Here is a 13,831-nt window from a genome sequence, read left to right as displayed (position 1 = left end):
TCCGCAACGGCAAGGCCGAAATCTTCTCGGAAATGCCGCGCACTGCCGTCGTCGCTTCCGCCTGATGTCGCCGGTCATCGAAACCGCGCGCCTGCAGCTTCGACGCCATGCGGTCGCCGATTTCGATTCCTGCTGCCGCCTCTGGGGCAGTGCTGAGGTAACCCGCTTCATCGGCGGTCGCCCCAGCACGCCCGAGGAGGTATGGGCGCGTATCCTGCGATATGCCGGCCATTGGGACCTGCTCGGCTACGGCTATTTCGTTGTGGTCGAAAAGCAGTCCGGCAAGGTGATCGGCGAATTCGGCCTCGCCGATTTTCGCCGCTCCATCGAACCGCCTCTGGCAGACCCCGAGGCGGGCTGGGTGCTGCACCCCGATTTCCACGGCAAGGGCCTTGCTGCCGAAGCGCTCACGGCCCTTCTCGATTGGGCCGACACGACCGCCATGCCCCGCACCTGCTGCCTGATCGACCGGGCCAACACACCCTCGCTGCGCCTGGCCGCACGCGTCGGATATGTAGAGCAGGGGACGGTCTCTTATCACGAGAAACCGTCCATTCTGCTGGTGCGCGGCTAGGCGCTGACACCTGCTCCAAGTCTCCCAATCCAGCGTGCCATCCCCGCGAAAGCGCGGATCTCCATTATGGAACGGGGAACGACGCTCTGGAATTCAGAGCGTCTTCGCCACCTCTTCCAACTGCGCGGCGCACAGCCCCCAGCCTTCATGGAACCCCATCTTCTCGTGGGTCTCCTTGTCTTCCTTCGTCCAGTGCCGGGCAACGGCAGTGTAGCGCGTCTTGCCGCCTTCCTCGTCAAAGGTCAGCGTGCAGGTAAAGAACGGCTTTCCCGAAGGCTTCCAGTTGCCGACATAGGCGTCGGTGAACACCAGCTTCCGGTTCGGCACCACTTCCAGATACTGGCCGGGATTGGGATATTCATTGCCGGCCTCGTCCGCCATCACCACCTCGGTGGCGCCGCCGGCGCGCACATCGACCGTAGCGCGCGGCGTGCTCCATGGGCGCGGCGCAAACCACTTCATCATCAGCTCCGGCTCCGTCCAGCAGCGATAGACCGCTGACGGCGAAGCGTCGATCAGTCGGCTGAGAACGAGTTCGCGTTCGGTATCGATATCTTTGTGGACGCTCATGTTTTGCTCCTGGCAAGCGTGGTCTCAATGTGAAGGCGACGAAGCGATCCGCCCGCCTTCGACATTTTCGGATGAAAATATCTTATCGGCCCAAACTTCTGTTGTATGGAAGTTTGGTTTGCGTTCGCGGGGGCTGTCGTGCCGAGACTTGATCATGAACTGAATGGCCAATGGACGATGACTTGTCTCGGCGGCCCCGGCATGCGTCCCTGTCTCCCCGATGCCATTCCCGCCACCGTTCCGGGCACGGTTCACACCGACCTTCTGGCCGCCGGGCTGATCCCAGATCCCTATCTCGACCTCAACGAGATCGCCGTCGATTGGGTCGGCCGCTGCGATTGGCGATACGACACAAGCTTCGCCTGGGCCGACAACGGCGCTGAACACGTCGATCTTCTCTTCTCTGGCCTCGATACCTTCGCCACGATCACGCTGAACGGCGCGGTTCTCGGCAAAACCGCCAATATGAACCGCAGCTATCGCTTCTCCGCGCGCGATCATCTCCGCTCTGGCGAGAACCATCTCTCCATCGCTTTCGAATCCGCCTGGAAGCGTGGCGAGGCCCTGGACCAACTCTACGAACCGCGCCCCAACAACTATCCAGGCCCCGCCAACCTGATGCGGAAAATGGCCTGCAATTTCGGCTGGGACTGGGGACCAACCCTTGTCACGGCCGGCCTTTGGCAGGGCGTCTCGCTACAATCGTGGTCTGGTGCGCGCCTGCGCTCGGTCCGTCCCGAAATCACCCTCGCCGGCGCCGATGGCCACGTCCGCATTCACGCCGATGTGGAAGGCGAAACCGAGAACCTCAGCCTCCGCGTCACCGTCGCCGGCGAGTCGGCCATCGCGCCCGTCGGCCCAATCGAGTTGGCCGTCCCCAAGCCCGAACTCTGGTGGCCCACCGGCCTTGGCAACCAACCCCTTTACGGCCTGCTGGTGGAATTGCTCGCCGGCGAAACCGTCCTCGATACCTGGCAGCGCAACATCGGCTTCCGCTCTCTCCGTCTCGACACGACCCCGGACGCCGAAGGCACGCCCTTCGCTTTCGTGGTCAACGATGTGCCGGTCTACATCTGCGGCGCCAACTGGATCCCCGACGATTGCTTCCTGCCGCGCGTCACGCCTGAGCGTTATGCCGCCCGCATCGCCCAGGCCAGGGCGGCTAACATGAACATGCTCCGCGTCTGGGGCGGCGGCATCTACGAAACCGAAGCCTTCTACGAGGAGTGCGACCGTCAGGGCATGCTCGTCTGGCAGGACTTTCTGTTCGCCTGCGCCGCCTACCCCGAAGAAGGTGATCTGCCCGCCGAGATCGAAGCCGAAGCGCGCGAAAACATCATTCGCCTTATGCCCCATCCCTCGCTGGTGCTCTGGAACGGCAACAACGAAAACATCTGGGGCTGGTTCGATTGGGGCTGGCAGGACGCCCTGCAAGGGCGCACCTGGGGGCAGGGCTACTATCTCGATCTCCTGCCGCGCCTCGTCGCCGAGCTCGATCCGACACGCCCCTATTGGGCCGGCAGTCCCTATTCCGGCTCCATGGACATCCACCCCAACGACCCGGCCCACGGTTGCACCCACCTATGGGATGTCTGGAACGAGATCGGCTATGAGCACTATGCCGATAGCGTCCCGCGGTTCTGCTCCGAATTCGGCTGGCAAGCGCCGCCCACCTGGGCGACCCTCACCCAATCGGTTCACGACAATCCGCTCACGCCATCGTCCGCCGGTGTCTGGCACCACCAGAAGGCCACCATCGGCAACGACAAGCTGCTGCGCGGTCTCAAGGGCCACTTGCCCGTGCCCGAGACCATGGACGATTGGCACTTCGCCACCCAGCTCAATCAGGCTCATGCCATCAAATTCGGCATCGAGCACATGCGCAGCCATCGCGGCCGCAACATGGGCTCCATCGTCTGGCAGCTGAACGATTGCTGGCCCGTCACCTCATGGGCAGCCATCGACGGCTATGCGCGCCTCAAACCCCTCTGGTACGCGCTACGTGCCGTTTACCATCCGCACCTGCTGACCATCCAGCCACGTGGCGAAGGCCTCAGCGTCATTGCCGTCAACGAACGCACCCTGTTCTGGCGCGGTCCCGTCACGGTCAAACGCCTACGCATCGATGGCACCGTCCTCGCCGAGTGGACACACTGGCGCCTCAGCGCCGACCGTCTGTCAGCGGCCGAACTACCTATTCCCGCCGATATCGCCACCATGGGTGACAAGGCCGATGAACTGCTCGTCGCCACCATGCACGACAGCACCGCCTTTCACTATTCCGCTGAAGATGTGGACCTGAACCTGCCGAAACCGGAATTCGATCTGAAGGTCGAGAAGGCCGCCGACGGCTACGACGTCACGGTAACGGCCAAAACCCTGATCAAGGATCTGTGCCTTTTTGTCGACCGCATCCATCCAGATGCGACAGTAGACGATATGCTGGTGACCCTGCTGCCGGGGCAGAGCAAGACATTCAACGTACGATGCGCCGCGGAACTGGACCCAAACGTGCTTTCAAACGCGCCAGTCTTCCGGTGCGCAAATCAACTGGTTCAGTAGCTGGCCACATTCCCGGCGCGGCACCCGCACCACCTCCGTCGTCATTGCCGGGCTTGTCCCGGCAATCCATCTCACCTCTGCATGGGCCACCGGGTCAGGCCCGGTGGTGACGATGAGCAAAAAATAGCGATGGTGGTGGTGCCCTTCTGACCTAGCGGCGGAGCGAGGCCAAAGCCAGTCGCAACCGTCCCTTGTGCTCGGCCAGCATCGCCTTGGCCGCCGCAAGGTCATTGACGCCCGCCGCCAGAAGCACAGCAGGCTTCACGGATCCTTCTGTCGTTTCCAGCGCCGCCGCTGCCTGATCCTCGCTCGCCCCGGAGATCGACGCGACGATCCCGCGTGCGCGCTCGCGCAGCTTGATATTGTCGGCCACCACATTGACCATGAACCCGTCATGCACATGACCAAGATGGATCGCCATTAGCGTCGAAAGCATGTTGAGCGCAATCTTCTGCGCCGTACCCGCGCCCATGCGGGTGGAGCCGGCAATCACTTCCGGCGGCGTCGGCAGGCAGATGCCGACATCCGCCATATCGAGAATGGGCGCCCCCGCATTGTTCGAAAGCCCGATCGTGTGTGCTCCGGCGGCCTTCGCCGTCTGCAGCGCCGCGAGCGGGAAGGGGGTCTGTCCGCTGGCCGTCAGCGCGATCATGCAGTCATTCGGCCCCAAATCCAGTTCCGAGGCTGCCGCAATCGCTGCGTCCTCGTCGTCTTCTGGCCCGCCCGTCATGCTCACGAGGGATTCGAGCCCGCCAGCCAGCAAGACCACGATTTTCTCGCGCGCGATGCCATAAGTGCCCGGAAGCTCCAGTGCATCGGCGAGCGCCATCAGCCCAGAACTTCCCGCTGCAACATAGACAAGACGTCCGCCCGCTTCGACGCTGGCCGCGGCCACGGCTGCGCCATCGGCGATCTCGGGCAGCGCTGTTGCCACACTCTGGGCCGCCTCCGCTTGGCCCGTCGCCAGCAGCGACAGAATTTCCACCGGCGAGCGCAGTTCGAGCCCTTGGGCAGCCGCGTGGCGTTTTTCCGTTTGTCTTTCGGCCATTGAATACTCCTCGCTGGGATAATGCCAAAAAAATACCACTTGTCCAGCAGGGCGCCTCGGGCCATAACCCGACTATCGCCGCGCCCAAGGTTTCGTTGAGAAATGTCCAGCGCTCTCGCGCTTTGCGCCGACACCGAGGGAAGCGCGATCTGGCGAATGGTATTTTATTGGTATTGTGAATGAGAGCGAGTGCAGGCACCTTGTACCGTCGAGCGGGGTACGGTGATGGCAGAGAACAGGGGGCACAACATGTCTGAGACATACGAGACCTTCTTTTCCGATCGCCCCGTCACGCTGCCGCAGGGTGGCCCGCTTTATCTGCAGCTCAAGCGCTGGGTCGAAGAAGCCATCAAGAGCGGCGCGCTCAATCCCGGTGATGCGCTTCCGTCCGAGCGGGACTTGGCCCTCAAGGTCGATGTGTCGCGCGTTACCGTGCGTAAGGCCGTGTCGCAGCTCGTGCAGGAAGGCGTTCTCGTGCAGCGCCATGGCTCCGGCACCTTTGTCGCGCCGGCCACGCAGCGCGTCGAGCAGTCCCTTTCCCAGCTGACGTCTTTCACCGAAGACATGGCCCGCCGCGGCATGGCCGTGCGCGCCGAATGGCTCGATCGCGGCCTTTATCTGCCGTCCCCCGAAGAGACCGTCACCCTTGGTCTATCATCGGGTGAAAAGGTCGCGCGCATCGCCCGCCTGCGCCTGACCGGTGACATGCCGCTCGCCATAGAGCGCGCCAGCCTTTCAGGCTCGATCCTCCCCGATCCTGCCAGCATCGTGGATTCGCTCTACAAGCACCTCGATATTTCTGGCAATCGCCCCGTCCGCGCCATCCAGCGCATCAGGGCCGCACATCTCAGTGAGGATGACGCTCACCTCCTGCAGGTTCCGGTCGGCTCCGCCGGCCTCAATATCGAGCGTACCTCATATCTCGCCTCCGGGCGTGCCATCGAGTTCACGCGCTCCATCTATCGGGGCGACATGTATGACTTTGTCGCCGAGCTGCGGCTTGGCGAAGCCCCTGTCAACGGAGCGATCAAGCCATGACCAGCCAGACGCATATGCGCCGCGAAGTCGACGAAATCCCAGAGGTCGTCGCCCGTTTCCTCGTCGAGGCAGCCCCTACGCTCGATGCGGCCGCCGAGCGCCTCCGCGCTGTCGATCCGGCGCTGGTGGTGACGGTTGCCCGCGGATCATCCGATCACGCCTCGGCCTATCTGAAATACGCCATCGAACTGACGCTCGGTCTGCCCGTTGCATCCATCGGCCCTTCCATCGCCTCGATCTACGGCAAGGACCTGCGCCTCGGTAAGGCTGCGGCCATCGCTATTTCCCAGTCCGGCAAAAGCCCTGACATTGTCGGCATGGCGCAGTCGGCCCGTCGCAGCGGCGCCACCACGATCGCCATTACCAACACCGCCGGCTCGCCCATTTCCGAAGCCAGCGATTTTACCATCGACCTCCACGCCGGCCCCGAAAAGAGCGTCGCCGCCACCAAGAGCTTTGTGACCTCCGTCGTTGCAGGCCTGGCGCTGCTCGCGCGCTGGAGTGGCGATGCTGATCTCGCCCGTGCTGTAGCCGCCTTGCCCGAGAGCCTTGCCAAGGCCGTTACCTGCGATTGGTCGCCGCTGATCGGTGCCCTTGATGGCCACAATGCCCTCTACGTGCTCGGCCGCGGCCCCGGCTTCGCCATCGCCAACGAGGCGGCGCTAAAGTTCAAGGAAACCTGCAACATCCAGGCCGAATCCTATAGCGCCGCCGAAGTCATGCATGGCCCCGTCGCCATCGTAACCCCCGGTTACCCGGTGCTTGGCCTTGCCGCCCGCGACGCCGCCGAGGCTTCGGTGGCCGATATGGCGCACAAGCTTGCAGGGCAGGGCGCCTTGGCCTTCCTCACCAGCGACCGTCCGGGCGCCGCCAGGTCCTTGCCCTTCGCCGCCACCGGTCACCCAATCACCGATCCCCTGGCGCTGATCGTCTCCTTCTACGGCTTTGTCGAAGCGTTATCTCGCCATCGCGGGCTCAACCCCGACGTCCCGCCGTCCCTCAAGAAAGTTACGGAAACAGTATGAGCGATCTCCTTGCCATTTCTGGCGCCCGCATTTTCGATAGCCAGACCTGGCACGACAACGCAGCTCTGCTCATCGAATTCGGCTATGTCGCTGGCATCGTCCCGCTCAGCGAAGTGCCTGCCAATGCAGAGAAGGTCGAACTCGACGGCGGCATGATCGTGCCGGGTTTCATTGACCTGCAGGTCAATGGCGGTGGCGGCATTCTGTTCAACAACGACACCTCGCTCGACGCCATCCGCACCATCTGCGCCGCTCACGCCCAGTTCGGCACCACCGGCCTCCTGCCGACGCTGATCACCGATACGGCAGCCGTCAATGAAAAGGCCATCGCTGCTGGTCTCGCCGCAGCCGATGCACACGTGCCCGGTTTCCTGGGGCTCCACCTCGAAGGGCCGCACCTGTCCCTCGCGCGCAAGGGCACTCACGATCCCGCTCTTATTCGCCCGATGGATGAATCCGACGTCGCCCGCATCAAGAAGGCGGCAGAAACTCTGCCCAACCTCATCTGTACCGTCGCCGCCGAAACCGTGACGCCGGCCCAGATCACGATCTTGTCCGACGCCGGCGCAGTGGTCAGCATTGGCCATTCCGATGCTGACTACGAAACAGCCATGGCCGCATTCGCAGCCGGCGCGACCATGTCGACGCATCTCTTCAATGCCATGAGCCAGATGGGCAATCGCGAACCCGGCGTTGTCGGCGCGACCCTCGATCGTCCGGAAGCCTTTGCCGGCCTCATCGCCGACGGCATCCATGTACACCCCGCCAGCATTGGCGCTGCCCTGCGCGCCAAGCGCGGCCCGGGTCGTATCTTCCTTGTCACCGATGCCATGTCGCAGACCGGCACCGACATCCAGACACTGACCCTCAACGGTCGGACCATCACCCGTGCCAATGGCGCCCTGCGCCTCGCCGATGGCACCCTAGCCGGCGCCGACCTCGACATGATTGATGCCGTCAATTTCATGATCGACACCATCGGCCTCGATCTCGAAGAGGTTCTGCGTATGGCCTCGCTCTATCCGGCGGAAGCCATGGGCATCGAAGAGACCTACGGCACGCTGCAACGCGGCGCAGTGGGCAGCTTCGCCCACCTATCCGATGATCGTCAGATCAAAGCGACCTGGATCGACGGCGCCGAAGTCTATCACGCCTGAGGTTCAGCCCACGAAATCTCCTCCCCGGCTCGCCGGGGAGGGCTTTTGCTGACCCGCCGACTATCCCCGCCCAATGTAGGGCATGTTGGTCGCCATCACGGTCATGAACTGCACATTGGCGCTGAGCGGCAGTCCCGCCATGTAGCGCACTGCTTCAACGACATGCGTCACATCGAATGTCGGCTCCGGCATCATCGTGCCATTGGCCTGAAGCGAGCCGGAGTTCATCTGGCTCGTCATATCCGTCGCTGCATTTCCGATATCGATCTGCCCACAGGCAATGTCATAGGCCCGCCCGTCGAGCGAGATCGCCTTGGTCAATCCCGTAATCGCGTGTTTCGAGGCCGTATATGAAGCGGCCTGCGGACGTGGCACGTAGGCCGAGATCGATCCGTTGTTGATAATGCGGCCACCCCGTGGGGCCTGTTCGCGCATCAGGCGGAAGGCTTCGCGAGCGACATAAAACGCACCATTGAGATTCGTATCGATCATTTCGCGCCATGTATCGACGTCGAGATCACCAAACGACCGTGCCGGCGCAAAGCGGCCTGCATTGTTGAACACGAGATCCAGGCGGCCATGCCGCTCCCGAATCTGTGCAAAGAGGGCAGCCACCGATTCTGGGTCGGTCACGTCGCAAACAACGCCCCTGACACGGCCCTCGCGCTCCATCGCATCCACCAGGTCGGCTCTCCGGCCACAAATAGTCACCTGCCAGCCAGCCTCCGCCAGTCCCATCGCCACGGCCTTGCCGATACCCGACGTTCCCCCCGTTACCAGCGCAAATCCAGCGGTTGTCATAGTCTCTCCTCCCACAACGCGGTCATGATTACGCCATGTGTCGGGCAGTGCGCTACGTGTGTCAAATTCCGTCTCACGGCCGTGTGATTTAGCCCTTGAGATCGCGGAAACCCCTGAAAAGCGGCGTTTTTTAATCACCCGTTCAGATGTCTTAACAGGTGGTTTCGATCTGTGTGCTGAATCTGCAACATCCGGATCGCAACCATATTGTGGCGAGGCAAATCCAGCTTTGTTCGATTGCGTCCGTGTTTTGCATGCGTAGAGTGGGTCTTGCGAATCCATGCATGGGATCGTTTGTCGGTCGCAACGCGACGGCAACACACTGCACCACGAATAGTGTGGTCGCGTTTCGACAAACCGCTGGGTAACCGGCACCAAATGACTGACTTTGGAGGTCAACTAATGAAACTCAAGAGCCTTATCCTCGGTTCTGTTGCCGCTGCTGGTCTCTCGACCGCCGGCTTTGCTGCCGATCTTGGCGTTCTCACCTCGCTCGACGTCTGCGATGCTCTCGGTCTCTCGGGCCTGACCATCTCGTCCGACACCAACTGCCTGCAGCTCTCGGGCGGCGTTTCCTACGAATTCTCGTTCGGTGATTGGAATACCGAAGTTGCGGTTGCTCGTACGAAGGACGGCGACCGTAACATTATGGCTGGTGGTAGCTACACCGACGCTGCTGGCGTTACCTACCGCAATGATTGGGAATCCAAGGTCGAAGCATGGCTGAAGGCTGTCGGTACTGCCGATAGCGATTTTGGCCCGGCTAAGGCTGTTATCAAGCTGAAGAGCGTTGAGCGCCTGCAGACTTGGAACGCTGGTCAGTCGAACCGTGCTAACGTACAGCCGGCTGGATTTACTGCTGGTACGGTCGTTAACGGCGATACCACCGCTGGCTTCGAGATTGATGAAGCTTATGTCTCGGTCGGCGATACAACCGTTCTCATGGCTGGTAAGAAGGGCTCGATTGCCAATCTTGGCGATGATGCCCCGTTCAACTTCCTTGGTCTGTTCAACTCGGACTCCATCGACGGCAAGGGTGTCGGTATTGACGGTGACTATGCCGGCCTCGGCGGTCATGTCATCCAGGTCGTTTCGGATCTCGGCAACGGCGTGAACGTCGGTGTTGGTCTTGAAAACCTTGGCGGCGATTTCAGCCTCGGTTCGACCGCTGTGGGTTCGACCGCGTCCGGCCTGCCTGCGAATCAGCAGGGTACGCTCGTTGGCGTGATTTCCTACGCTGGTGAAGGCATCACGGCGCACGCCACCGGCGCTGCTTTCGGTATCCTCGACGGCAACGTTGAATCGTGGGCCATTCATGCCGGCGCAACTGGCACCTTTGATGCCTTCAAGGTTCGCGGTGCGGTCGCATACTGGGATAACGCCAAGTTCTCGGGCGTCGACGTCCTGAACGCGCTGGTTAGTGTCGAAGGCACGTTTGACCTGTTCAAGATCGCTCTCTCCGGTGAAGTTGCGAACTTCAACGCAGGTGGCGTGAACTCCACGGACTACGGTGTTGGTGGCTCCATTGGCGTGAACGTCACCGAAGGCGTGGATATTAACCTCGGTGCTCGCTATTTCTTCGACGACGTACGTGACGAAGGCACCACCCAGGTTGCTGCTCAGATCGTTGCAGCCGTTACTGAAACCATCAAGGTCACCGGCGAAGTCGGCGGTTACTTTGGTTCGGCGATTGCTAACAACGCAGGCTTCACCAACGACTCCGTGTTCTACGGTGCTGCTGAACTCGCCTGGGCTCCGGGCGGCGGCTTCACCTCGTCCGTCAAGGGCGAAATCAACTCGGAATCGGCCTACAAGGTCACCTTCAAGGCTGCCAAGTCCTTCGAATAATCGAAGCTTTGGTTCCCAATTGGAAAGGCCCGGCGCAAGCCGGGCCTTTCTGCTTTTGCGGTCTTGCTCACGAGCAGCCCTTTGGATCGTCTTGGCAGCGTTGGTCGAATGCCTCGGCCCAGCTAACTCCAATCGCACGTTCCATTTTCCGCGCCCAGCGCTTTTGCCATCGGCGCAAATCATCTAGTTTCGCATCGATGCGGCACATAATGGAATCGATATGAAGAGGCACCTTCGTCACCTCGTGACATCAGGTACGGTAGCGCTTGGCCTGGGAATGGCGCTTGGCGTTCCGTCCATGGCTCAATCGTCTGTGGTTACGGTGCCGCCTCCCCAGGTTCAGGATTATTGGGTGAGCATCTCGCGCCAGCCAGGCGGGACGCTGGTTTTCGACGGCTTTGCGCCGGACGCCGTCGTCCGCGACCAGCTGGGCCAACATGACGGCGCAGACATTTCCTGGCTGAAGCTCGGTAGCGGCGCTCCTGAGGGTTATGGTGCCGCCACGGCGTTTGGCCTCGATATCCTTGACCATCTGTCCGAAGGGCGTTTCGCGCTGCGCGGTTCCGTCCTTACGGTGAACGGCATTGCCGACAGTCAGGCAGACTTTCTGTCGCTGCACGACACTCTGGCGAGCAAAGTTCCTGCCGGGCTCATTCTCGCCAAGGCCGAAATCTCTGCCCCTCGCGTTGAATCCTACACCTTCTCGCTGCGCCGCCAGCCCAATGGCAACGTGCTCCTTTCTGGCTTCCTGCCAAACCCGGAGTTCGAGCAGCGTCTGCTGTTACTCGTTGGGGCACGATCCAGCTCGACCGCGCGCTTCGGCTCGGGCGAGCCGGTCAACTTTGTCGCTGAGCTCGACCGGGTAATGCCGCTCTTTGCCTTGCTGCAAGACGGCGAAGTCAAGCTGGAGAATGGCGCTTGGCTATTCTCCGGCACGCCGAAGTCCGCAGCTGACGCAGATTCTATTCGCGCTGCCTTCTCCACGGATCGGCTCGCGGAAGCGGGCTGGAGTCTCGCTTTGGCCGCCCCGGCGCCGAGCACCACGGCTGTGGCTGAAGCTCCAACTCCTGCCGCGACGGTCCCGGCACCTGAGCTAGCGCCACCCGTAGCCCCCGCAGCGCCATCGTCCCAACAGAATCCGTCGCCGGCGCCGAGCGTCGAAGCGGCTGCGCCGCAACCGGCGGCCGAAGTTGCGCCTTCCGCGGTCGCTGCGCCAGCTGCGCAAGCCGCTGATAACATTGCGCTTTGCCGGTCTCAGCTCGCCGAACTCTCCGCTCAGAACGGCATCCTGTTCCGCTCCGGTGTTGCTGTCCTCGCCGAGGGCGCCGACGTGGTCCTGCAAGCCATCGCCGACGTCGCCAATCAGTGCCCGAGTGCCGCAATCGACGTAGCTGGCCACACCGACTCAGACGGCGAAGCCGCGGCCAACCTGGCGCTGTCCGTCGCGCGCGCTGAGGCCGTCGTTGCAGCCTTGATCAAACTCGGCGTTGGCCCCGAGCGCCTCTACGCAATAGGCTACGGCGAGACCGAGCCAGTGGCCGATAATTCGACCGCGGCCGGTAAGGCGCAAAATCGTCGCATCGTCGTTTCGGTTCGCGACGGCGCCTGAATTCAGGCGGCCTTACTCCGGCCGCCGGCTGCCGTTCTGAAAACGAAGTCGGCGACGGCTTCGATCTCCTCGTGCTGATCGAAAAGGGCAGGGGAGCCCTGGCCGGCAATGGTCAGGGCCAACGCGTCCGGCCGCCGTCGCACCATTTCCTCATAGGTCTCCCGCCGCAATTGATCCGTCAATTGTGTGCGCAGGATCATCAGCGGAATGCCGTTCAGGGCGTCGAAAAGCTGCCACTGCGGCGTCAACACGTCGTCGAAACTGATCGTTTCCAACGGCGCCAACAGTTTCTCATCAAACAGCGGCCGCGCCCTGCCACGCTTGTCGATGAGGTGGCTGCGCTCCGCGAGGCCATCGAGCGCCTCCTCCGAGAGTTCGGGATAATCTCCAGCCAGCATTCGGCGCAGGCCTGCCGCCACGCGCTTGGCCCCGCGAAGTGCATCGATATGCTTGAGATTGTTGCGCAATCGGACAATGCCGCGCGAATCCACCATCGGCCCGGCGTCGAGCAAAATCGTGCCTGCAACCAAAAGCGGGTGCGCCGCAGCCAGCGCCATGGCCACCTGTCCGCCATGCCCCTGGCCAAGCACGATCGCCGGTCCAACACCGAGCGCCGCGAGAATATCGGCGACGTCGCGCGCGTCAGTGAGAGAGTTGTAGTCCGCCGCCTGCCTGCGATCGTCGGCGCGTCCGCGCCCCGGCAAGTCGATCAGGATCACCGGCCAGTTGCCGCCGCCGAGTCGCCGGAAATAGGCAACGAAGTCGGTAAAGTCGCTCATGTTGCGTTGAAGACCCGCAATGCAGACCAGCGGCCGTTTGCCGCGCGTGAGCGGCTCCGTCACATGGACAGCGGCTCGAACGCTGGCGTCTCGCGTCGCAATAAGCTCCACCGGAAAGGCGGCAAACGGCTTGTGATCGGCCGGAACGGCGCGTCGCTTGCGCAACATGGGTTTTCCTCGTGTCCGCAGACATGCTCGTTTGTGCCCGTCTCCGCCCCTTGCAATCAAGTGCTGATGCTTTTGGGTCGCAGCTTTTTGCTGGCGGCGCCGCGATGGTGCCATTCGCCTTGTGACGGATCGAAGTTGAAAGTATGGTGCGCGTCTCCGAAGGTCCCTTCGGACAATCCCATACACGCGCGACCCGGCTCAACGGGCCAACTGAGGAATACCGACAAAATGCTGCGAGGTTCGATTACGGCACTCATCACTCCCATGCGCGATGGGGCAGTGGATGAGAAAGCCTTCGCCAGCTTTGTCGATTGGCAGATTTCGCAAGGCACCCATGGCCTTGTCCCGGTCGGCACCACGGGCGAAAGCCCCACTGTGAGTCACGAGGAACACCGTCGCGTGGTCGAAATCTGCGTCGAAGTTGCCAATAAGCGCGTCCCGGTCGTTGCCGGCGCCGGTTCCAATTCTACTGCCGAAGCCGTGTCCCTGGCCCAGTTCGCGGAAGCCACTGGGGCCGACGCCGTGCTCTCGGTCGTGCCCTACTACAACAAGCCGAACCAGGAAGGCCTCTTCCAGCACTTTTCGGCTGTCGCCAAGGCCATCGGCATCCCGGTCATTCTCAATTCCGTGCCCGGCCGCACCGTTGTCGACC

The 13,831-nt window shown here is 62.2% G+C and carries 12 protein-coding genes; 8 read left to right on the top strand and 4 right to left on the bottom strand.

What is annotated here, in order from left to right; genetic code table 11:
* Positions 1-574: GNAT family N-acetyltransferase (locus J0I64_RS17195; RefSeq protein ID WP_366933760.1), on the top strand; the 574-nt coding region annotated here is incomplete at its 5' end.
* A gap of 93 nt (positions 575-667) precedes the next feature.
* On the opposite strand, the gene J0I64_RS17190 is transcribed toward J0I64_RS17195, so the two are convergent.
* Positions 668-1,144 carry an SRPBCC family protein gene (locus J0I64_RS17190; protein ID WP_291410459.1) on the bottom strand — a complete coding sequence of 159 codons (477 nt, stop codon included), beginning with the start codon at positions 1,142-1,144 and terminating at the stop codon, positions 668-670.
* A 201-nt stretch (positions 1,145-1,345) separates the two neighbouring features.
* Here J0I64_RS17190 and J0I64_RS17185 point away from each other — a divergent pair, with 201 nt between their 5' ends.
* The gene (locus J0I64_RS17185) at positions 1,346-3,706 is read left to right on the top strand and encodes a glycoside hydrolase family 2 protein (RefSeq protein ID WP_291410457.1); all 2,361 of its coding nucleotides are present in this window, start codon (positions 1,346-1,348) and stop codon (positions 3,704-3,706) included.
* Between the two features lie 151 nt (positions 3,707-3,857).
* Here J0I64_RS17185 and J0I64_RS17180 read toward each other — a convergent pair whose 3' ends face one another.
* On the bottom strand, positions 3,858-4,754 hold the full coding sequence (locus J0I64_RS17180) for an N-acetylmuramic acid 6-phosphate etherase (protein WP_291410455.1): 897 nt from the start codon (positions 4,752-4,754) through the stop codon (positions 3,858-3,860).
* Between the two features lie 249 nt (positions 4,755-5,003).
* On the opposite strand from J0I64_RS17180, the gene J0I64_RS17175 reads away from it, so the two are divergent.
* From J0I64_RS17175 to nagA, 3 genes are read left to right on the top strand one after another with little or no spacing between them, the layout of a single operon-like run.
* A complete protein-coding gene (locus tag J0I64_RS17175; RefSeq protein WP_291410453.1) occupies positions 5,004-5,792 on the top strand; it encodes a GntR family transcriptional regulator in 789 nt (262 codons plus the stop codon).
* Positions 5,789-6,817 carry an SIS domain-containing protein gene (locus J0I64_RS17170; RefSeq protein WP_291410451.1) on the top strand — a complete coding sequence of 343 codons (1,029 nt, stop codon included), beginning with the start codon at positions 5,789-5,791 and terminating at the stop codon, positions 6,815-6,817. The genes J0I64_RS17175 and J0I64_RS17170 overlap by 4 nt, the downstream gene beginning before the upstream one ends.
* Positions 6,814-7,974 (top strand): N-acetylglucosamine-6-phosphate deacetylase, encoded by a 1,161-nt coding sequence (nagA, locus tag J0I64_RS17165; protein WP_291410447.1) that lies wholly within the window; start codon positions 6,814-6,816, stop codon positions 7,972-7,974. The genes J0I64_RS17170 and nagA overlap by 4 nt, the downstream gene beginning before the upstream one ends.
* Before the next feature lie 60 nt (positions 7,975-8,034).
* Here nagA and J0I64_RS17160 read toward each other — a convergent pair whose 3' ends face one another.
* Positions 8,035-8,775 carry an SDR family oxidoreductase gene (locus J0I64_RS17160; protein WP_291410445.1) on the bottom strand — a complete coding sequence of 247 codons (741 nt, stop codon included), beginning with the start codon at positions 8,773-8,775 and terminating at the stop codon, positions 8,035-8,037.
* A gap of 402 nt (positions 8,776-9,177) precedes the next feature.
* Between J0I64_RS17160 and J0I64_RS17155 the strand changes: the two genes are divergently transcribed.
* Positions 9,178-10,623 carry a hypothetical protein gene (locus J0I64_RS17155; protein WP_291410443.1) on the top strand — a complete coding sequence of 482 codons (1,446 nt, stop codon included), beginning with the start codon at positions 9,178-9,180 and terminating at the stop codon, positions 10,621-10,623.
* 298 nt (positions 10,624-10,921) lie between these two features.
* A complete protein-coding gene (locus J0I64_RS17150; protein ID WP_291410441.1) occupies positions 10,922-12,232 on the top strand; it encodes an OmpA family protein in 1,311 nt (436 codons plus the stop codon).
* Positions 12,233-12,234: 2 nt separating this feature from the next.
* On the opposite strand, the gene J0I64_RS17145 is transcribed toward J0I64_RS17150, so the two are convergent.
* Positions 12,235-13,179, bottom strand: a complete 945-nt coding sequence (locus J0I64_RS17145; RefSeq protein ID WP_291410440.1) for an alpha/beta hydrolase — start codon at positions 13,177-13,179, stop codon at positions 12,235-12,237.
* Positions 13,180-13,407: 228 nt separating this feature from the next.
* On the opposite strand from J0I64_RS17145, the gene J0I64_RS17140 reads away from it, so the two are divergent.
* Positions 13,408-13,831: dihydrodipicolinate synthase family protein (locus tag J0I64_RS17140; RefSeq protein ID WP_291410437.1), on the top strand; the 424-nt coding region annotated here is incomplete at its 3' end.

The sequence above is a fragment of the Devosia sp. genome, assembly GCF_017307565.1.
In the GTDB taxonomy this organism is placed as follows: domain Bacteria; phylum Pseudomonadota; class Alphaproteobacteria; order Rhizobiales; family Devosiaceae; genus Devosia.
This window is presented reverse-complemented; position numbering and strand designations above follow the sequence as displayed.